Origin of the sequence: Paenibacillus chartarius, from assembly GCF_042432825.1 — a bacterium.
GTDB lineage: Bacteria > Bacillota > Bacilli > Paenibacillales > NBRC-103111 > Gordoniibacillus > Gordoniibacillus chartarius.
This window is the reverse complement of sequence record NZ_JBHLWN010000107.1, coordinates 1-20687: the sequence shown is the minus strand read 5'-3', so window position 1 is coordinate 20687 and position 20687 is coordinate 1. Positions and strand designations below refer to the sequence as shown.

Sequence of the window (20687 nt, the reverse complement as noted above, 5' to 3'; positions counted from 1 at the left end):
TTTAGAACCCAAGTTCCTTCAAGCACCGGGACAACGCACGCAATCGCTCTCCAAGCAACTCTCCATCGTTGCTAAGGAGCTGGTTAAACACTTGGATGTCCTCTCGAATCTCTTCATTGTCTGTGCAAATGGATACATTCAGCGCACTGCCTTGGAGGCCGATGCGGTCAATCGAAGGCTTCTCCGGATTGAAGAGATGTTCATACATATAAGCTTCGTTAAAATGCTCCAAAGCGCGGCAAATCAGGATAGAAAGGTCAAGCACTCGATGCAGAGGCAGCTCGTCGGATGGCTCTGACAGCATCTCGCGGGTATTTATCCAGACTTTGGCGGATAGTTCTGCCTTTCCTCCGGTGCCTGCCGTTAGGCCTAAGGACACGCAGCTTGCATCGGATTGGCCTGCATAGCGGCCGTCAACCCGGTCATAATGATCCGCGACGACCACTGGCTTATGGTTACGCGCAGATGGTATTTGCATCGGTTTCCCTCCGTCGGTATATAGTTCGGGGTGATGTGTTTTCATAAACATTATACATATTCGTTGACTATAACACAAACAAAATAACATTACGTTTATGATTACGGTTCAAGAATTTAGTTCTCCATAAAAACAGCCTGCCTCGTTATCGAGTCAGGCTGCCTTTATGTTCACAGAATAGACCATTTGTTTTAATACTCATTTAATACATCGACAGTACACTTACCTTATTGATAACCGCAAAGGAAGTGAGCTTATGATGGTTGTATACGATGTTGTCGTAAATGGCGAAATTATCCATACGATCAAGCCGATCAATAAGAGCCTGAAGGATGTATATAAACATGTTAAAGAACAACTTGTACTGATGAAGGCGAAATACGGTAACAACATCATATTAAATAGGCGTATAGTATATTGATGAGCTTAGTTAACGGCTGCCCGTACCGGGAAGCCGTTCCGTACGGTTTGGTGACATTCGCCATGTACAATTTTCTCTTGCAAAGCGGTTCGTGAAAAGGTAAGATATGTTTGTGATAAATGTCGTATTTTGTCACAGCTGACCCGCTAAAGGGTATTAAAGCACATATAATTTATCCTTATTTATATTTTTTACACACTTATTTAAAGCTGGTAACATTTTATGGGTCTTAGGGCATGCCAATATATGGCGGTGTCTAAGGCTTTTCTATTTTTTCGTGGGGGTTTTGCGGGTATGGAAGATGGGATGATCCTGAATTGGTTGATGCAAACCAAGCTCGAGCTGGGGAAGTCCCGGTGGAATCTGGATGAAGAATCCAAAGATTTGGCCCGATTCCTTGCACATTGTAAGAAGCAGGGGTCCTTATCATTCCCCTCCGGAATCTATCTTTGGGTGATCGTGAGCTCGGGGCAATCCATATCCGACGCGGCAAGATCGGAAATCGTCATGCAAGTACATAAACAGTTGTCTGCAGAAGACCGGAACCGGCTGCAAGGCAGGCTCGAGGTCATGTTCGTCGGTAACCCCGGTAATCGGCTGACCGATTGGCTGACAAGGCTCGAGCCGATGATGCATCGGTTGTCGGTGCGGCATCCTTTTGCATCGTTTGGACAAATAGCCGGAAAGGGGGCTTCCTTGTTCGCTCATGCATTTTTGCTGGAAGGGTTTCGGCAGTGGGAGGACCGCTACGTAAGTCTCTACTGGCAGCATGACAACGTTTACGAGTGCCCGGTTGAGCTCCATGTCTATTCGCATAATTGGTACCAAGTGTTTCGACAATTTCTTATGGACTACGATTATCGGGCTGCTTATGAATGGGTGCGGGAGCAGCTGAGCCTCACTGGCCATGCAAGCATATGGGAGCCTGTGCTTCATGTAGTGGGAATGCTGGGAGACCGGTTAAACTTTCACGATGGGCATACATGGGAGCATTGGCAGCAAGCGCGGAAGATGTTGTTCCCTACGGAGCTGGTGCAAAGCACCGATCGTATCGTAACGGATTTGAGACGGGTCGAAGGGGAGCAAGCCGGGGATTTGGCGCGCATTCAGGAATTGTTTCGCCAGATGGATCTGTATCTGGAGCTGGATGATATTCCGTCCTTTATGATTCGTTTCTACAGATCCCGCGAGGCTTTGCTGCAATACATTTACCGTTACGGCCGGGACGGGGCGCCACGGGACATTCCAGAGCGGCTGACACTGAATGAATTAGCGGAGCTTGTGGAAGAAGAGTATGCATCGGGCGGGATCTCGCGCTTTGCAGCCGCTTATTTCTACAGCCGCAGCAAGAACGTCGCGGATACGCTGCTGCTCCGCAATCGTTCCTTATTGGGCCATGGGCGCAAAGGCTTCAAGGATCGTGAGATCTGGACCGAATATACGGGATATGCCGGCGGTGCGATATACCGCTCCAAGCTCCGGTTTGAACGGGACGCTGCACTCATGCTTAAGGATTTGGGGGCTCAATGGGACTCCCATTATGAGGAATGGAATCATTTCCTCCTGGAGTGGTTGAAGGAAGGGGGAGCACGAGATGGGCAGGAGATTGCTGCTACCCGTAGCGGGGAATAGCCGGGATGAAATCGCGCTGCCGGCCTTTCTGGAGGACGGCTGGACGTCCCTCCAAGCGTTCAACGAAGAAGCGACAAGACTTTGTTGGATTATCGCTCCGGAGATCGGGGACGGGATCGAAGACTGGCTGCATGCCAAGGGGAAGCATTGGAGAGGCGGCTATACGGTCCTTAGGCTGGAAAACCGGGACATTCGTCAACAGCAAATCTGCATACGGGCATTACTGGCGGATCAGCCTGCGGGTGAACGAAGCATTCTTCATTTTGGCTTTGCAAACCATAACGACGCCATGGTTCACCTTCTTCACCAGGAATGCCTTCAATCGAATCTGGATGAGATGATCATTCCGGGCGGCGGCACGAATTCAGTCGGCAGCAAGGTTGATGTTGATGAATATATGGAGAATGAGCGGGTGTATCACATTTGCCGGGAGTGGGTCTTGTCGGGAAACTATCGGGCGGCGCTGAAGCTGACGAAATCGCTCCAGCTGAGGCCGGAAGTCGGGCGCCTGCTGCAGCTGGGGGATAATGTGCTGCGCTATTCTCTGGAAGAGGCCGAGCAGGAGTTTCGCTTGCTGGAATCGGTTTTATCGTCGCAAGGATCTCACGAGACAGAGCTCGCTTATATCCGGGAATGGAGCGGACTTTGCCGGTATGACGCCAAGAGCACTATTTATTATTTATACACGATGTCGGAAATGTATTACGAGCAAGAGCGACTGGTTGAATTTTTCGTGTTCTTTTACCGGCTGGTGGAAGAGTGGCTGCTGTATGCTTTAGGCTGGGACCTGCAATATGGGCGGCCCGTTCGGAAATCGAAACCGCAATCCGGGTACTCGGTTCCGGTGCCTCCGATGATGACATATTCGCTGTCCAGCATGCTGCGGGTATTGTCGGAGCAAATCGGGCAGCTGCAGCGCAGAAAGAAGATCTCGATCAGCAAAACCGGCTGGCAGGCGCATTCCTTCCTGCAGGAGTCCGAGCGCCGCTTACTATCGCTGTACGTTCTTCTCAAGGATGAAGGATTTTCGGATCTCCTTGACTTGCGGCATGAAGGGGTCAGCGGACATGGCTTTGCCGATTATTCCTTATCGGAATGTGTGAGGCTTTGCCAAGGGAAAGCCCCGTTGGACAAGATTAAGCCGCTGTTGAATCAATGGGGGCTAATTCCGCCGCTTCGGTTCTTTGATGTGCTGAACCGGTCCATCGTTTGTTTGCTGGATGAGGAGCTGTACCGAAGGAACATGCAGCCGGTGTAGGAGGGAGCGGGAACGTTGTCCAACGTGTATTTATATGCAACGGTGATCGGGATCAATCTGATCAACCAAGTCAACATAAGAGAGCTATACAACCGAATCGTGCAAACGGAGCAAACCGGCAACTGGGATTATGAACAGTGGGAACATAAAGTGCATCAGGAGCTTCTCCTGCACGGCGCTCAACAAGCCCCGACCTTGTTTGAGGTGACGGGCTGCTTGAATTTTATCGAAAATAAAGAACCGGACAAGCTGATTTTTGTCAGTTTATTAAATCGATCGCCGGAGTGCTATTTTTGCTATGCAATCATGAAGCATTATTTTACATGTCAAGTCCCGGTAATGCATATTGAAATTGGCCTTGATACGGAAACCAAGGACGAGAACAAGATATTTCGGGATATTCTCGAGCTGATTCGAATCATTAACCGGGAAGGGCCCGATACGATCGGCTTTCATATTGCGACAGGCTTGCGGCAGTATCTCCCTTATTTCTTTTATATTGAATCGATTCTAGGCGCACGCTCTTCGCTCATTGACCCAAACTTGAGTAAAGAAGATTTTCAGTGGAACACCTTGTTGAATTTCGATTTAGGGAAAAAGCAGCAGACGGAGCTGCTTTACTTTTTCGAGAAAGTGATGGCGAAAGATTTCCGCATGGAGAAGCGCGGGTCGTTGATCGGGCGGTATATCGCCAAATTTTCGAGAAAAACGGAGCCTGTCGTGAGCGGCGAAGCCGTCTATGTACCGGAAGATTTCCTGCGCAGCAACATGAATACCGACCCAACGATTAAGCTGATTTTGGAAAGCATTTTTACCAAACAAAACATGACCGACGAAGAAGGAAATAAACTATTCATCCTCAATACGCAGGGGAAAATCTTTTGGGAGCTCTATCCGTATATTTTGAAAAATGCAAGGAGAGGTAGAGCGTAATGCGGGAAGACGACATTCGGAGGATGTACCAGAATCAAAGAAGGCTGGACCCCGATTTCTTTCACCTTGATCGGAGCCTTCGGCAGACGATTGAAGCGGGCGGCGATCCGGTTAAGAAAATATGGGTGCATTACCTCATTGCCGGCTTGAAAAATGATCTATCCGCCTCGGCCGACGGGTTCCTGCTGCATGCGGAAACGAAAGAGAAGCTTGCCTATTTGGTAGAACTGCTGCCTATATGGATCAATACGCTGCTCAACAAAACATACGGGAAAGAGTACTTTATGAGCAACCGGTTCGGGGAGAAGCCCATCTTGGGTGACATCAAGCAGGAGTACAGGCTGCTGCTCTCGGGAAACGGCAGCGAACGATGCCATATGAAGTTTGAGCATGACGGCTTGATTCCGTTGATCAAAAAAATGATCAAGGCGAAGCCCAAGTCTCAGGAGCCCGAGGTCATCGCGAACATCGAACTGCTCGAACAGATCATCCACCAAATGGTCGGAAACCATGTCATGGGGAAGTACATGATCGAAGTCATCTTCTCGATCTACTATCGCGCCTTGTCCTTATCGCGAGCGTGGTTGTTCGTATTTGCCTTGCTCCTTGCCTGTGTAAGCTTCTTTCACTTATGGCCGACCTATCATGGACTTCAAGACGCGCAGCCCAGTCCTGCAACGGTCGTTTTCTCCAACCTGGCCTTTGTTATTCTTGCGGCAGCTGTCTTGATGCTGGTCGTTATGTATCGGTACGTTGGGCCGCTGGTCAAATATTTTCTTTATATCCGGCTCGTGATGACCATTATGGCGGGAAATTTGCTGCTTTTATTTGCAGATGAGTATTGGAGATTTTTTTATTCCTCCTCCCATATCCGGCTCGCCTGCCTCATTGCTCTATTGGGATTGTGCGTATATATAAATTTGATTTATTTTGAACAGGCAAGTCGCCGGCTGCATGTCCATCGCGAGCGGAAGCGCCGCTGGAGAGATTTGATCGGTGCACCGGTAGGATTTTTGCTTATTGCATGGGTTCCTTCCTTCATTGTGACCTGCTTGACTCAATTGTTTGTGTTTCCCTCTCTTTATTCGAGTGCTGTCAGGACAGTAACCGATTTGGGCATGCAGCCGTTGATTCAGCCTCATGATATCATCTTGCTGCATGAGACCGTTTATGTGGCGCCACTCGTTTTGTTCTACCAATCTTTGCTTATTGGATTCGTTGGTATATTGGTTCAAGGCTTTCTAGACGAAAAATCGATGATGGAACCGATCTGAGACGAGGGGGATGTTGATATGAAAATTTTGCTGATTTCCGTTGGGGGCAGCGATATTCCGGTAGTCACTTCCATTAAAAGTATTCGTCCCGATAAAGTGATTTTCTTCTGTACAGGCGACAAGCTTGGCAGCCGGGTAACTGTTGACGGGGACGGCCTGGTGTGCGGGGACTTTCAAGACGGCAAGCGGGTCAACACGAGACCGAATATCGTCGTCCAAACGCAGTTGAATCCAAGCCAAGTGTACGTCGAGGAAGTGGAGGCGGATAATCCGTTTGATACGTATGACAAAGCGTTGAAGCGGATGGAGGATTTTCCGGGAGAAGACTTCATTATCGACTATACCGGCGGAACGAAATCGATGTCGGCCGGTCTTTGGGGTGCAAGCACCGAGGTTTCCAACTGCAGCTTGGTTATCGTGAAAGGGCCGCGGATCAATTTGGAAAAGGTGAGAGGCGAGCATAGCCGGGTACAACGCTTTGAGCGTAATGTCATTTTGGGTAAAAGGCTGCTTCAATCGGCAAAAACGCTGCTGTCAGATAGAAAGTACGATAGTGCCTATGTGCTGCTTCACGATATGCTTTCTTTGGAAGGGGTCAGCGAAAACGAAAAGCTGGATCAAATTCGATACTTGGTGAGCGTTTACCGGGACTGGGACCGCTTTGAGTACGAAGCGGCCCTCGAAACGATGGAGGTTTATTGCAAGCTGTATCGTCCGGACCGGGATTTGGTTCAATACAAGATGACGCTGGAAAGATTGGTTGACGCCAAAGAAATGTATGTCCAGTTTAAACAGCAATCCTACTCCTCCAAGCGGATCGCCAACGGATTTGTCCTGATCAATGACCTGTTGATGAATGCCAGCCGCAAAGCTGCCGAGCGCTGCTACGACGACGCCGTGTCGCGGCTATACCGGGCGGCGGAAATGTATGCGCAGTTCGCACTCTTGCGCTGCCAAGTCATTACAGCCGACGTGAACCTGGACGAATTGCCGGGGCTGCCTGCGGAACGCAAAGCTTATTATGAGGAAAAACGAAACGAGAAAGGCAAAATCCAGATTGGGATGAAGGATGGCTACGACTTGCTTCAGGATCTGGGTCAGCCTGTCGGCGAAGTATGGGAAAGATGGAAGAAGAAGATCATCCAAGTGCTTCAGCTGCGAAATTACAGCTTCCTGGCCCACGGGATGAATCCGATTAAGGAACATGAGTATCTGGAATGCAAGGAAGCGATCTGGTCGTTTATTTCCGAATGCGATGCGCTTGACGCAGCTTTGTCGAAAGCGAAAATCGGGCTTCGTTTCTATAACGATTTGCCGAATTCCTTTATGGACCTCGAAGACGCAAACTAAACAGGGACGCGGTGATGGGAATGAAGTGTATCAGCATCCTGGAAGTATCCAAGAAACAAGCCTATATTTTTAACAGCAACAAATTAAAGGACAACATTGGCGCTTCATTGATTGTACGTTATATCAGTGAGGAATTGGCCTATGATCGGAATTGGCTGAAGTGCGACGATCCGCTTCAGCAGTGCTCTTCCTATACGCTTATGGAAGGCGGCGGACAGGCCGTTTACGTATTTCCCTGCGAGGAAGAAGCGGTCGCCTTCAATCGAAACGTGACCGGCTTTGTTCTACAGGCCTATCCGGGCGTGGAGATGTTCTGTATTGTGCATCCCTTCGATAACGAATCGACGCTAATCACGGATGCGCTTGCCGAAGCGTTTCGGAAGATGGCGGTAAAGAAGGGGGAGCGCAGCAACGTTGCGGTTCAGACCAGCTACGGCTTTCATGAAGTGTGCACCCGCACGGGGATGCCTGCTTCCCATACGGACGACAACGAATTCATCAGCGATGAAATCTATGCGAAGCGGCAATTTGCCAAGAGGGAACAAAAAAAGGCTTACGCTTCATTGATTCCGGAAGGCTATGAGATTCCAACCGAGTTAGAACAACTAGACGATCTGGCTGTTATTCATATCGACGGAAATCAGATGGGTAAAAAATTGACGGCGTTTCAAAATCACTATAAGAAAACGGAAGAGGAATCCGTTCCCGAATTTAATGAAAGATACCGAAACGAGTTTTGCAAATTCAGCAAAGAGGTGGATGACTGCTATAAGCGCGCTTTCACCCGAATGACCGCGAAGCTTCATAAATACTTGAATAATCAGCCTAACGATTCGGATACGGAATCGAACGAACTGCCTATCTTTCCGTTGCGCCCCTTGATTGCCGCGGGGGATGATATTTCTTTTGTCACCAGCGGTCCAATCGGAATCAGAGCTGCCCGGATGTTCCTGGAGGAATTGCAGCTTGAGGCGGTTAATGTGGGCTCTCAATATATGACCATGCATGCTTGCGCAGGAATTGCTTTTGTGAAGAAGGGCTATCCGTTCTCCAGGGCGCATCAATTGGCGGAACAGCTGTGCACCAATGCCAAGACGCGCATTTTGGAACAGAACAGGGCTGCAGGAATACCGGAGGAGCAAAATTTTGACTTTAGCGCCCTTGATTTTCACATCCTTAGCGGGGATTCCGATGAGAGCTTGCGGAATCTTCGCAAACAGCAATATTCGCCTTCGGCCAACACGACTTTGTGTTTAAAGCCTTACTACGTAACGCTTCCGGAAAAAGGCTCGACATATCTGCATGATTCGCTGCTGCCTGATGGAGCCAGTGTGAAACAGCTTCCGCGATCGTCACGGGAGGCCTTGATGAAGGAAATGGAGAGAGGATTTGATCAAGTAAAGCCGTTTCCGGACATTGAGCTGTTCGAAGCTATATGTAATCGTGTTCAATCGATGAAATTGAGTGCGAAGAAATTGAAGGTATGGATTGACGTGCATCATAAGACAGAGTCGGAGCAGCGCTATTTTATCGTTCAGGAAGCTATGGAAACCGTTTTGCTGCAGCGAAGAGATTTACCTAAACATTCGCTCCATGTTACCCGGGACGGGATTCGGTACGCCATCTATTATGATGCGATTGAATTGTTAAGCATATTGGGTGTGAGGGATAGAAACATCGAGAAGGAAGTGTAACCATGACATGGTGCATACGGATAGCGCTTCTATCGGAGGCAGCGCTTGGCAGCGGCCAAGCGATGGCCGGTGAAACGGATACGGAGTTGACCTATGACGAGCACGGTATCCCGTACTATAAGGGCAAGACGCTTAAGGGCAAATTAAGAGAGCAAGCGGAGCTGGTGGGGCAGCTATACGGGGAAACCGCAACGGTCGAGCGGCTGTTTGGAAGCAGCACTTCGCGCAGCTCGATGCAGGAAGGAAGGCTTAGATTCGGAAACGCTTATTTGCCCTATGAATGGTACCGGGAATTGGCACATTTCCGGCATGACGAAATTAAGGCACGGCTAACGGCTGTCCGTATCATAGCGAGTCTTCATCCCGAGACGGGTACTATGATTCAAAATTCCTCGAGACAAGTACGTGTTTTAACCAAGGATGCCGTGTTCTATAGTCAGCTGCATGGCATGGAGCGGCTCCAGGAAGAGGAAATCGCCTTTATGGCATTGGTCATATCGATGACCAAGCATATTGGCTCAATGCAGAGCAGAGGCAAAGGTCATGTTTGGATGCAATTATATGAGAATGATCAAAATGTGACGCCGTACTATATGAATAAGATCAAGCTGGGGGCGGGGAGTTGAAGTGAAAACCATTACGTACACGATTGAAACCGTACAACCCGTTAAAGTGGGCTCGCAAGCTTCCCAAACGGACGTCCAGCATGCCCCCGACTTCCTCCCCGGAACTTCAATAAGAGGTGCTTTATTAGCCGTATATGCCCGGAAGATGGGACTTGATTTAGACACCAATGTGACTGAGCGAAGACGCTGGCTGAACGGAGACACTCGCTTCTTACATGCGTACCCGGAGCGGAACGGGGCTCGCACCATTCCGATGCCTTGCCATCTGTATGCTCAGAAGCCTCTGATGAAACTGTTTGATTCGGGCTCCAGCATGGAGCTTCCAGTGAATAATGTTTTTGAGAATCGGCTGGAGGATAACGATAAACGGGTTTCTTACGGCGGGTTCGTTGAATTTGGAAGCGACGGACGGTTGGTTCATCATACGGTACGAAAAAAGTTTCATTTGCACGTCAGTTTAAAGGAACGAGTGTATCAGCTGTTTCGATTTGAAACGATAGAGCCTAACCAGACGTTTCAGGGCATGGTCGTGAATGCGGATGATGCGCTTGTCCAATTTCTTTCGACTATGCAAGGGCAGCCTCTTTTTATTGGCGGATCCCGAACGAGCGGGTACGGGCATTGCATCATTCGTGAAGTCACTTGTTGGGATCAGGCGATCGACACCGTTTCGCCGGCAGGAAATAAAATGTACATCTATGCAGTATCCGATTGGCTGCTGAGAGATGAATTCGGCCGGCCTGCCACCGATTTAACGGCTGAACGGGCAGCAAAACTCATCGGCAGTGAAGATCTCGTGTTACGTGCAAGCCAGTCTGCGGTCCAAACCGCATCGATTGGCGGATATATTGATAAGTGGCGTTCGCCTATGCCGATTGTCACCGGCGTGCAGCGCGGTTCTATTTTTGCTTATGAGATTGTGCAGGGAACCGTTGACCCGGCCAAAGTTCATCGTCTTCTTCTCCGAGGCATCGGCGATCGGCGGGTTGAAGGCTATGGCGAGATCATGGTGAGGAGTGCGGCCGATTTAACGGTTTCCAGTATCATCCGCATCCGCTCCCAAACGAGCCCGTCTGCAACGTTCGAAGGCTCGCCTGCCTTAACGATGCAAAAAAATGAAGATGATCGTATGCGCCTGGCGCGGATTCTGAAGCGGGGACAGCAGGTTCTGTTGCAGGGGAAGAGGGAGGAAGGGGTTCTCGTTCTCTGGGGAAAAACAGTGATCGGCAAACAAGTGAACAACTCCCAAATTTCGAAATTGATTGACCTGATCAATGCCGCTCTATACAAGGTGGAATTACATGGGGAATCCGCGATTGAGAACACTCGACAGGATGTTCTGGACTACTTCCGGCATTTAACTGTAAGACGCGACGGCGCGGAAAGAAGCAATCAGAGGGCTAGAGAACAGCTGGAACGGTTTAAGGTTGATCATAAGACCATCATTGATTTTATGATCAATTTCATTCAAGGTGCAGACGAGCCGATCTTCGATCAATATTTTGGTACCGGCCACGACGGCTCTTTGACGAAAGATGAAAAGTATATTCAGTCTTTATGGCTGCTGCAGCACTATTTGCGGTTTGTCCGAAGAAATCGCAAGCATCAAGATGTTCGTGACGGGGTGGGCACAATTTGATGGAGAACCAGGACAAAGTTCCCTTATTTAAACGAACAACCTTCGTAGGCGAATGGAGAGTCGATATCGCATCGGATTCCGTATGGCGTGTGAAAAACGGCGATGAGCTCTTGTATGACGAGAATGGGAAGCCGTGGATTCCCGGTACGACGATTGCCGGCGCTCTTCGCAAGGCGGCCTCCACGATGGAGTTTGCCGAGACTAAAGCAGTCGGCGAAATGTTCGGCTATTTGTCATTGGATGGTACGAATCGGGACGTACAGTCCTCCCTTTACGTGTACGACGCTGAAGTCAATGAATCTTTGTCCACAATCTCGGAAGAGATTCGGCCTAGTGTAAGCCTGAATCCGGTAACGGGGAACGCCGCCAATCGAAAACGGTTTGAACGCGAATACATGTCACCGGGCATCGTGCTTACGTTCGGTCTGCGGCTTTTTGCCCGCGATGAGGAGGATTATGAACGGAAAAGAAGCCTGGTAGCGAATCTCCTCGCCGCACTGCATCACGGTACGGTTCGATTTGGGGGCGATCTCTCGAACGGTGCCGGCCGATTTCACATTCGTAAGATCCACCATATGGAATACGATTTGAGAAGCAAAGCCGATTTGCTCTCCTATGCAAGCTCATTGCAAATCGGAGGAACACATGAGATTACCGAGCAAATTATTGGTAATGGTCATACGCATGCGTTTTATAAAGTACAGCTGGATGTCCATATTCCGGCGGTGCTTATAGGCGCGCAGGATAACAGTTCGAACAAGACGGATACCGCCAATATGCGGACGGATCATGGACAAACGTCCATCATACCGGGCTCCTCCTTAAAGGGGCTGCTGCGGCATCAAGCGACACGGATTGCATTCGCGAGGTGCTCCAATGAAGCTACCGCTGAGCAGCTGGTTGATTTTCTGTTTGGGGCTGACAATAGTACCACAGGGGAGAGACCGGTTGCCGGACATGTCTTTATCGGGGATGTAAGGATCCGTAATGAAGCGAGCACGGTGATCACAGGGATCAGAATGAATAAACTTACAAGCACAGGAATGAAAGGCGGTATGTTTACGTCAGAGAGAATTGCCGGTGAGGGTACAATCGAGATCATTCTGCGGCCGGCGAGAACCAGCATCTCTCCGTTCCTTGAACACGCAGCGATGACTCTTTTGCTGTTCGCCATAAGGGATCTGGCGTTCGGACATGTCAACATAGGAGGCGGCGGAGCCAGAGGATTCGGCCGGTTATCCGCACAACAATTGACGATGACTCATAGGGAACATGCGGTGGTTGTCACACATGACGGGAAAGTAACCGGCTCCAAAGCGTTCTTGCTCGACAACTTGCTTCATGCATGGCGGGAGGTAACGAAGCTATGAATTTTTTATCCGTGTATCCTCTTGACATCGGCGAACTTGTCGAACAAGGTTGTTTACGTCTTGTTATGGGGTATAGCAAAGGCATTCAACTGATTGAAGATGATGAAAGCTGGAAGGCAATGCTGGAGGATCCGTACTTCATGGAAGATCTGATCCAAATGCATGTCGTAAGCAAAGAAGCCGCTTACTTCGTTTGGAAGCGTGATGAGGAATGGGTTACAACGCGCTGCCGGTTTCAAGATGCTCCCCGTGTTCAAATCACAAGGAAACAAAGGCTGCTCGGAAGAAGGGAAAGCCTGGTTAGTACGCAATATGTAGAGCATGATTCCGACGGGCAAGCCTATATTTCGTATTCCCATCCCAGCGGTTTGCAATAAGTAGGGGGCGAACAAATTGACTTACGTAGGTGCACCATATAACTTTGTATCTTTTCCGGATAAGGTAATCGTTCGATACGATGACATCAGCCAATTGCCCAGACATGACCGATATGTCGAGGGAGCCTATACAGGCAATATACAATTTTCGATTGTCGCGGAAACCCCCATCATGGTTTCGAACGGAATCAGTTCCCCCAAGCAGTTCCTTCGAAATGAAAAAGGAGACTTTATCATTCCGGGCAATACGATGCGGGGATTGCTGCGTACAGCGGTACAGGTGCTGGGGCAGTGCGACATTTCCGCCGATATTGAAGACCAGCGGTACTTGTACCGGATGTTTTCCAATGCGAATAAGTCTCTTGGCAATCAATATAAGCAGCACATCGGTTTTTCCGTAGAGGAGCAAGATATAGGGGGCTTTACGTCTGCAAAAACAGTGCTGACTCATGTAAAGGCAGGATATATAAAAAAGACGGGAAAAGACTCTTATGTCATTATTCCCGCGAAGGTAGATCATCAAGGACGCCAATATTATAAGGTCAAAGAATTTGAAATGCGTCGAATGCCCGGCATTGCCGCTATCCAAGACAAAATTAAATGGATGTATTCCAAGGACATTGCCAATCACGTGCATGCAAGAAAAAGGTTAATCGCCAAGGACTGGGAATGGTATGAACAGCTGAAAAGGATCGAACAAAAAACGTTTGAACCGTATTCGACTTCCATCAGTTATTCCTTTGATACGGGCCGCGATAAAGTTACCGATTTGGCTGAAGCGTCGAAGCTGCCGCTGCAAGGTACGATACTTTGTACCGGGTTTGTGCAAAGGAAGATTCACCATTATGTAGTTCGCGAACCTGATGCTCACGTACCGGGAATACCTATCGATAAGTCCGATATCGAAGCATATGAACGGGACTTGCGGCTGAAGAAGGGGAATAAAGAGTATTACCGATTGCCGAGAGATGAACATATGCTGAAACCCGTATTTTATATCACGAATGGCGAACGGGTCGATTTTGGCTTCATGCCTTATCTAAGAGTGTTTTATAATCATTCTGTTCGTGAAGGAGTCCCTCCTGCGGCCCGGATTAGCGGGGAGCAGATGGATTATGCTCAGTCCATATTCGGCTTTGTCAATCGACGGAGCGGGGATGAGAAGGCCAGTTACCGCGGCAGAATTTCCGTGATGGACTTGCACTGTACAGAGGGTAAAACGATGAAGGAGCAGTCCATGATGCTGTTTGAACCCCGTGCTGCCAGTTATCCGTTGTACGTCAAGCAGAATGACGTCTGGACTTCTTACAATGATTCCGGCTTTGAGCTGCGTGGAATGAAACAATATTGGATGCGGCAGGCAGAGGCTCCCGAAGCAGTCTTAGACCGTGACGGTTAACCCCATAAGCTCAACACCGTCTTTGTTCCGCTGGAGAAGGGGGCCGTGTTTCATGGGAAGATCCATTTCACCAATTTGTATGAGGATGAACTTGGCTTGCTATTATGGGCTTTGATGCAAGAAGATCATTGCTATCATCAGATTGGCATGGGCAAGCCATACGGCTATGGGAGAGTGAGGGTTGATGCCGTAAAGGTGGAAGTGTACAAGCTCGATCAGTGGTACGATACATTCGATTTCGAAGAGGGGCGTTCCGCATATGCGGAAGAGATCGATGCCGGGAGTTTGATTACTCGATATAAGGATACGGTAAAGGCCAGAGACGGTATTGATCTGTCCCAAGCGAATAACGTGAAGGAATGGATGGCCATGAAGTCCGTATTACTGCCGGACGATGTCATTCGGTATATGGAATTAAAGAAAAAAGAATTCACGCACATGTTGAAGAATCAGACTCCTCTTCCCGGCGTGGAGGAACTGATCGCTCTCGCGAAGTCTGAAGCTGATGCAGACGCTGACGATGACGATGCAAGCTCCCCGGGAAAATAGCGGCAGAAGGGAAGCAGAGGGATTGTTCCTTTGCTTCCCGGTTATGCAGTTCTTTCCTCTTGCAAGTACATGCAGATATGATAAACTAGAAGATATGCAGACCCGTCATAGGGTATTAAAGCACATATAAACATGCTCCATTTTATTTATTTCGTTGACCCGATTCAGGGTATTAAAGCACATTTGATTCCTCCCATTATTTATTGTTAACTCATCGATTGATTCGAGGCAGTGACCACGAGGCCTTAAAGTTGCCTGACTCAGGGAACTTTAGAGGCTTATTTGTGTTAAGGCAGGTGCTTCTTTGATCAGGCTTCCAGTTTTCCGGCTTCGTCTAACGATGCGGATGAATCAGAGCGGGGGCATACCCCGGAATAAAGGATCTCTCCTTAGAGGCGTCTTTGGACGTGCCTTGAAGGAGACGGTCTGCTTGGACGTAAACCATCAAGATTGCGGTACATGCAGCCTTCAGCATGAATGTATGTATACGCATGTGTTTGAAACTAACGAAAAGAGACAGAATCATTTCCAGAGAGGCGCCACCCCCCCGCAGCCGTACATGATTTTATGCGAATCCGATGAAGAATTTATGAAAAAGGGTCACACGCTATCGTTTGAGTTTCAGTGTATCGGTCCACATGCACTGGAATGGTACCCGCCGTTTCTTCGTACTTTTCGCAGAATGGTTCAATATGGAATGGGACCGCAGCAGCTTACGGCCGAACTTGTTCATGTTGAACAATGGTCCTTCGAGACTTCGACCTGGACGTATCTGGTCAGGGATCAGGAGCTTCTATCGGCTCCCGTTCGCACTTTGTACATGCCCCCAGATTCGAAGGCGTTAGCGACGAACCCATTATGCTTGAAATTCGTTACTCCGGTACGGCTGCAGGAGAAAGGAACGCTGCTTCAATCCCCTTCCATCGAACAATTCCTAAAGTTACTGATGCAGCGAATTGTAGTGATTCATCATATGTATGGGTTGGGGGAACTGCAAATCGATACGGACCATATTCAACAGGCATCACAGCGGATCCGGGTAAAATCTCAGGACTTTCAATGGGTCGACATCGAACGATTTTCATATAGGAAACATACCAAAATGAAAATTGGCGGCCTTGTCGGGGAATGGGTATGGGAAGGAGAGGAAGAAGAGCTCTCCGCTGTCCTCCCGTATTTACAGCTGGCCGAGTGGATTCATGTCGGCAAACATACGAGCTTTGGATATGGAAAAATTAACGTTTGTTCATAGGAACTTTATGATTCCTAATATTTTACTGAAAACTATCTAACAAATCTCCGCTAAAGTTTACTTATGAGATAAACGGCGGGAGAGAGTGAGATGGCGATACGATCGGGAAAGCTTCGGAGTGCAGCGATCAGTGTTTTACTATGCATCAACTGGTTAACAGTGTATGTGATGAACGGTACAAGCACTCCTATTGCACCAATTTTTTACTGTCCCATTATTCTTGCAAGCCGGTTTTGGGGAGTGAAGGGCGGAATCATTACCGCTATCATTGCAGGCATTATTTGTGGCCCTATTATGCCGGACGATGTTTCAAGAGGTACTCATGAAGCGCCGATGGATTGGTTTATCCGCTTATTTTTCTTTATGAGTATTGGGATTTTTACAGGAAGGCTCTTTGCTGTATTGGACCGCAAACATAAAGAAATTGTTCAACAGAAAAATGAAATCGAGAAGCAGCGCAACGATCTCAAGCTGAGGAAGGAAGAAAATAAAGCGCTGGGCACCGGGATTATCGAAGCGCTTGCCCAGTCGCTGGAGCTTAGGGATTCGTATACGAGCGGACACAGCCATCGTGTATCGTATCTTTCCGTTTGCATTGGAGCACGTATGGGGTTAGATCAGCAGGAACTGCTATATGTCAAGTGGTCCAGCATGCTTCATGACATCGGAAAGATCGGAATCTCGGAAGATATCCTCAATAAAACCGGGAAGCTGACTGCCTATGAATACGATATGATGAAACAGCATCCCAGGCTCGGTGCGAAAATTCTTGCCGGAATCCCGTACGCAGACCGGATCTTGGACGGCGTACTCCACCACCATGAACGCTTGGACGGCCAAGGATATCCGTTTGGTCTGTCGGGAGACAATATCGGATTACAAGCTCGTATTATTGCTGTCTGCGATGTATGGGATGCCATAACTTCGAAACGCTCTTACCGAGATGTGATCCCGCATCACGAGGCCCTGAATATCATGGAATCCGGACGAGGAACGCAATTCGATCCGGTCGTCTTGGACCATTTTCTGGAAATTGTGAATGAAGAAAATAATATGCAAGAATTGAAGAGCATGCAATGTAAACTTTCAGCTTCATGAGCATCTGTTCTTCTCAATTAGAAAGTTCTCCGGAGCATTCCCTCGAGACTTGTTTCCTTTCGCTGTATCCCGTCATAATTTCAACTGCCCAAGTGTTCGGGCGACTCTATTGAATGAGGTGTATGTGCGTTCGGCTAGTTCCTAATCTTGTCTTGTCAAAACGCTGCGCTTATATTATAATAATTATAAAATAATAACCATTATCGATATTTTCCTTGTCGAAGCAGGGATGAAAATGGCTCTTTAACAATTGAAGAAAGGGGCAGGACCGGATATGAGTATTTCGACGAGGCTGGAGAACATTGGCCGGCTGCTTAAGGACAAGGGCCATAAGCTAACGGTGCAGCGGGAAGCTGTCGTACGAGTTTTGCTGGAGAATGAGAACGGGCATTTAAGCGCCGAAGATGTATTTATGATCCAGAAAGAGACGTTTCCCGAAATCGGTCTTGCGACAATCTATCGGACGTTAGAACTATTGAACGAGCTCAACATTGTAGAAAAAATGATATTTGCCGACGGTGTGGCCCGGTTTAACCTCCGCAGCGAAGGGCATGCCCATATGCATCATCATTTGATTTGCGCATCCTGCGGAAAACTGAAAGAGATCAAGGACGACTGGCTGAGCGAGCTGGAAAACCGATTGGCACGCGAATACGGGTTTATTGTTACTGATCATCGTCTTGATTTTATGGGATATTTTCAAGCTTGCAATGGGCATGACTGCAGTAGAACAAGCAAAGCCGTTTCTTAATTTCTGGTCTCGCTGCCAACTTATATTCCCCGGGAAATCGTAGAAGAGCATAAATAGATAATTTTACGATAAACCGGACAATATACTGCAAGAAATGAACCGTTATATGCATTACAATAAGAGAAGCCAAAGAAATTGCTTCGTTACGGCTTGGGAGCATGCTTTGGACAGGCTTATGAATGCGCTTGCAGGAGGCGGCTGGAATGGCAACAGGTGAGCACAGAGTTCGGTTGAAAGCAATACTGACGGAAATGGATGGCTTGTTTGAACATTTTTTCACTTGGCTGGACGATCAATACGATCCGGACACCGGGGGCTTCTTCTATGCGCGAAGCTCGAAAGAGTCCGGCAAATTTACGCCCGATATCGAATCGACGGCACAGGCTCTCAATATTTTGCAGCGCGTCGGAATGCTGGAAGAGTGGAATCCGGCTTACAAAGAGAAGGCGATTCGTTTTTTTCAAAATAAACAGGATGCGGCCAGCGGATACTTTTACGATGAAGACCCGAATATGAGGGCAGACGACGTCATGGTCGGGCGGGCGATCAGCTATTCCTCCAACGCATTGAGGCAGCTGGGGGGCCGTCCCCTATATCCGCTGCCCGATCCGTTCCGCGATGCGCCGGCCTATATGCGTTCGCCGAAGGATTATGCTGCTTGGCTGGAGAGCATCGAGCTTTCGAACAGCTGGCGGGGCTGCGACCGGCTGTGCAACTCGGCACCATATTTGCGTCAAATGGATGCTGAAGCCCGCAAGCCTTACTTGGAAGAGGCGCTTCGCTTCTTCGAAAGGATCCAGGACCCGGAGACCGGCTTGTGGGGCGAAGGCTCATGGTACGTGAGAATCTCAGGAACGTTCAAGCTGCATACGTTCTACGGCACGTTCAACGTTCCGATGCCGAGGCCTGAAGCGATGTACCGCAGTATTTTGTACACATTGCGAAACGAACAAGCTATCGATATGTGTTATATCCGCAATCCGATCAATCTGCTGTCTTCGATGAACGCTCAAGTTCCCGAGGCGGAGATGGAGGAGATCGCTTCGATCACGCTGCGCAATATGAAAGCTTTGCTTCGTCCGGACGGAGGGTTCTCGAGAGAGCTGGCCCATTCTCCGGTGGCGCCGAATGTGGCGCAGGTCAAGGAAGGCGAGTTTTACCCCGACATGCCGAAGCCTGTACCTCTGGGTCTCGGTTTGATCGAAGGCGATATGAACGCCGGTACGCAAGCCGTGCTCATCCGTACGCAGTGCTATGAGCTTGCCGGGCTTCAGGCGCCGCCGTTAGTGCTGGTTAATAGTTGATAGACGTCAACCATGTCCGTCCGGCTCATGAAGCTGGGCGGTATTTTATTTCTTTGGAGGTTAGGCGAGGTCTGCGGCAGCGCACCAAGGCCCAAATGGGCGTTGTTGCAACGAGATTGGGGCCGGTGACACCGCAGCAAAGCCCAAATGGGCGTTGTTACAACGAGTCTGGGCCCGCGGCGCCGCAACAAAGCCCAAATGGGCGTTGTTGCAGAGAGCCTGGGGCCCGCGGCACCGCAACAAAGCCCAAATGGGCGTTGTTGCAACGAGTCTGGGCCCGCGGCGCCGCAACAAAGCCCAAATGGGCGTTGTTGCAGAGAGCCTGGGGCCCGCGGCACCGCAACAAAGCCCAAATGGGCGTTGTTGCAACGAGCCAGGGGCCCGTGGCACCGCAACAAAGCCCAAATGGGCGTTGTGCAGAGAGCCTTGGGCCCGCGGCAGCGCAACAAGGCCCAATTGGGCGTTGTTGCAACGAGATTGGGGCCCGCGGCACCGCAACAAAGCCCAAATGGACGTTGCTGCAACGAGCCTGGGGCCCGCGGCAGCGCAACAAGGCCCAAATGGGCGTTGTTGCAACGAGATTGGGGCCCGCGGCAGCGCACCAAGGCCCAAATGGGCGTTGCTGCAACGAGATTGGGGCCCGCGGCAGCGCACCAATGCCCAAATGGGCGTAGTTGCAACGAGATTGGGGCCCGCGGCAGCGCACCAAGGCCCAAATGGGCGTTGCTGCAGAGAGCCTGGGGCCCGCGGCAGCGCACCAAGGCCCAAATGGGCGTTGTTGCAACGAGATTGGGGCCCGCGGCAGCGCAACAAAGCCCAAATGGGCTTTATTGCAACGAGATTGGGGCCCGTGGCACCGCAGCAAAGCCCAAATGGGCGTTGTTGCAACGAGTCTGGGGCCCGCGGCGCCGCAACAAAGCCCAAATGGGCGTTGTTGCAACGAGATTGGGGCCCTCGGCAGCGCAACAAGGCCCAAATGGGCGTTGTTGCAGAGAGCCTGGGGCCCGCGGCGCCGCAACAAAGCCCAAATGGGCGTTGTTGCAGAGAGCCTGGGGCCCGCGGCGCCGCAACAAAGCCCAAATGGGCGTTGTTGCAGAGAGCTTGGGGCCCGCGGCAGCGCAACAAAGCCCAAATGGGCGTTGTTGCAACGAGCCTGGGGCCCGCGGCAGCGCAACAAAGCCCAAATGGGCGTTGTTGCAGAGAGCCTGGGGCCCGCGGCACCGCAACAAAGCCCAAATGGGCGTTGTTACAACGAGATTGGGGCCCGCGGCGCCGCAACAAA

17 protein-coding genes are annotated in these 20687 nt (G+C 49.7%); 16 read left to right on the top strand and 1 reads right to left on the bottom strand.

Annotated features, from left to right (window positions below):
* Position 1 precedes the first annotated feature (1 nt).
* Complete coding sequence (locus ACFFK0_RS26655) at positions 2-478, bottom strand: DUF6530 family protein (protein ID WP_377473705.1); 477 nt, start codon at positions 476-478, stop codon at positions 2-4.
* Positions 479-1193: 715 nt separating this feature from the next.
* Between ACFFK0_RS26655 and ACFFK0_RS26650 the strand changes: the two genes are divergently transcribed.
* The 16 genes from ACFFK0_RS26650 to ACFFK0_RS26575 all read left to right on the top strand — a co-directional run bounded on the left by ACFFK0_RS26650 (position 1194) and on the right by ACFFK0_RS26575 (position 19405).
* The gene (locus ACFFK0_RS26650) at positions 1194-2531 is read left to right on the top strand and encodes a hypothetical protein (protein WP_377473703.1); all 1338 of its coding nucleotides are present in this window, start codon (positions 1194-1196) and stop codon (positions 2529-2531) included.
* Positions 2494-3789, top strand: coding sequence for a hypothetical protein (locus ACFFK0_RS26645; protein ID WP_377473701.1), 1296 nt, complete (start codon positions 2494-2496; stop codon positions 3787-3789). The genes ACFFK0_RS26650 and ACFFK0_RS26645 overlap by 38 nt, the downstream gene beginning before the upstream one ends.
* Positions 3790-3804: 15 nt before the next feature.
* On the top strand, positions 3805-4722 hold the full coding sequence (locus tag ACFFK0_RS26640) for a hypothetical protein (protein ID WP_377473699.1): 918 nt from the start codon (positions 3805-3807) through the stop codon (positions 4720-4722).
* On the top strand, positions 4722-5996 hold the full coding sequence (locus ACFFK0_RS26635) for a hypothetical protein (RefSeq protein WP_377473697.1): 1275 nt from the start codon (positions 4722-4724) through the stop codon (positions 5994-5996). Before ACFFK0_RS26640 ends, ACFFK0_RS26635 begins: the two co-directional genes overlap by 1 nt.
* 18 nt (positions 5997-6014) lie before the next feature.
* The gene (locus tag ACFFK0_RS26630; protein ID WP_377473695.1) at positions 6015-7346 is read left to right on the top strand and encodes a TIGR02710 family CRISPR-associated CARF protein; all 1332 of its coding nucleotides are present in this window, start codon (positions 6015-6017) and stop codon (positions 7344-7346) included.
* 20 nt (positions 7347-7366) lie between these two features.
* Positions 7367-9040 carry a hypothetical protein gene (locus ACFFK0_RS26625; RefSeq protein ID WP_377473693.1) on the top strand — a complete coding sequence of 558 codons (1674 nt, stop codon included), beginning with the start codon at positions 7367-7369 and terminating at the stop codon, positions 9038-9040.
* Positions 9041-9042: 2 nt separating this feature from the next.
* Positions 9043-9666 (top strand): RAMP superfamily CRISPR-associated protein, encoded by a 624-nt coding sequence (locus ACFFK0_RS26620; RefSeq protein ID WP_377473691.1) that lies wholly within the window; start codon positions 9043-9045, stop codon positions 9664-9666.
* 1 nt (position 9667) lies between these two features.
* Positions 9668-11305 (top strand): RAMP superfamily CRISPR-associated protein, encoded by a 1638-nt coding sequence (locus ACFFK0_RS26615; RefSeq protein ID WP_377473689.1) that lies wholly within the window; start codon positions 9668-9670, stop codon positions 11303-11305.
* Positions 11305-12675 carry an RAMP superfamily CRISPR-associated protein gene (locus ACFFK0_RS26610; RefSeq protein WP_377473836.1) on the top strand — a complete coding sequence of 457 codons (1371 nt, stop codon included), beginning with the start codon at positions 11305-11307 and terminating at the stop codon, positions 12673-12675. The genes ACFFK0_RS26615 and ACFFK0_RS26610 overlap by 1 nt, the downstream gene beginning before the upstream one ends.
* Positions 12672-13052: a hypothetical protein gene (locus tag ACFFK0_RS26605; protein WP_377473687.1), complete on the top strand. Its 381-nt coding sequence runs from the start codon at positions 12672-12674 to the stop codon at positions 13050-13052. The genes ACFFK0_RS26610 and ACFFK0_RS26605 overlap by 4 nt, the downstream gene beginning before the upstream one ends.
* Before the next feature lie 16 nt (positions 13053-13068).
* Complete coding sequence (locus ACFFK0_RS26600) at positions 13069-14451, top strand: TIGR03986 family type III CRISPR-associated RAMP protein (RefSeq protein WP_377473685.1); 1383 nt, start codon at positions 13069-13071, stop codon at positions 14449-14451.
* A gap of 45 nt (positions 14452-14496) precedes the next feature.
* The gene (locus ACFFK0_RS26595) at positions 14497-15000 is read left to right on the top strand and encodes a hypothetical protein (protein ID WP_377473682.1); all 504 of its coding nucleotides are present in this window, start codon (positions 14497-14499) and stop codon (positions 14998-15000) included.
* Positions 15001-15304: 304 nt separating this feature from the next.
* Entirely contained in the window at positions 15305-16252 is a 948-nt protein-coding gene (gene cas6, locus ACFFK0_RS30710; RefSeq protein WP_512700682.1) for a CRISPR system precrRNA processing endoribonuclease RAMP protein Cas6, read from the top strand.
* A gap of 90 nt (positions 16253-16342) precedes the next feature.
* Positions 16343-17350, top strand: coding sequence for an HD-GYP domain-containing protein (locus ACFFK0_RS26585; protein WP_377473678.1), 1008 nt, complete (start codon positions 16343-16345; stop codon positions 17348-17350).
* Positions 17351-17624: 274 nt separating this feature from the next.
* Positions 17625-18101 carry a Fur family transcriptional regulator gene (locus ACFFK0_RS26580; RefSeq protein WP_377473676.1) on the top strand — a complete coding sequence of 159 codons (477 nt, stop codon included), beginning with the start codon at positions 17625-17627 and terminating at the stop codon, positions 18099-18101.
* 203 nt (positions 18102-18304) lie between these two features.
* A complete protein-coding gene (locus ACFFK0_RS26575; RefSeq protein ID WP_377473674.1) occupies positions 18305-19405 on the top strand; it encodes a prenyltransferase/squalene oxidase repeat-containing protein in 1101 nt (366 codons plus the stop codon).
* Positions 19406-20687: the final 1282 nt, after the last annotated feature.

Bases quoted from the DNA above. Each gene is read 5' to 3' on its own strand.
- ACFFK0_RS26655 (WP_377473705.1), bottom strand. From the start codon at position 478: ATGCAAATACCATCTGCGCGTAACCATAAGCCAGTGGTCGTCGCGGAT.
- ACFFK0_RS26650 (WP_377473703.1), top strand. From the start codon at position 1,194: ATGGAAGATGGGATGATCCTGAATTGGTTGATGCAAACCAAGCTCGAG.
- ACFFK0_RS26645 (WP_377473701.1), top strand. From the start codon at position 2,494: ATGGGCAGGAGATTGCTGCTACCCGTAGCGGGGAATAGCCGGGATGAA.
- ACFFK0_RS26635 (WP_377473697.1), top strand. From the start codon at position 4,722: ATGCGGGAAGACGACATTCGGAGGATGTACCAGAATCAAAGAAGGCTG.
- ACFFK0_RS26630 (WP_377473695.1), top strand. From the start codon at position 6,015: ATGAAAATTTTGCTGATTTCCGTTGGGGGCAGCGATATTCCGGTAGTC.
- ACFFK0_RS26625 (WP_377473693.1), top strand. From the start codon at position 7,367: ATGAAGTGTATCAGCATCCTGGAAGTATCCAAGAAACAAGCCTATATT.
- ACFFK0_RS26620 (WP_377473691.1), top strand. From the start codon at position 9,043: ATGACATGGTGCATACGGATAGCGCTTCTATCGGAGGCAGCGCTTGGC.
- ACFFK0_RS26610 (WP_377473836.1), top strand. From the start codon at position 11,305: ATGGAGAACCAGGACAAAGTTCCCTTATTTAAACGAACAACCTTCGTA.
- ACFFK0_RS26605 (WP_377473687.1), top strand. From the start codon at position 12,672: ATGAATTTTTTATCCGTGTATCCTCTTGACATCGGCGAACTTGTCGAA.
- ACFFK0_RS26585 (WP_377473678.1), top strand. From the start codon at position 16,343: ATGGCGATACGATCGGGAAAGCTTCGGAGTGCAGCGATCAGTGTTTTA.
- ACFFK0_RS26580 (WP_377473676.1), top strand. From the start codon at position 17,625: ATGAGTATTTCGACGAGGCTGGAGAACATTGGCCGGCTGCTTAAGGAC.
- ACFFK0_RS26575 (WP_377473674.1), top strand. From the start codon at position 18,305: ATGGCAACAGGTGAGCACAGAGTTCGGTTGAAAGCAATACTGACGGAA.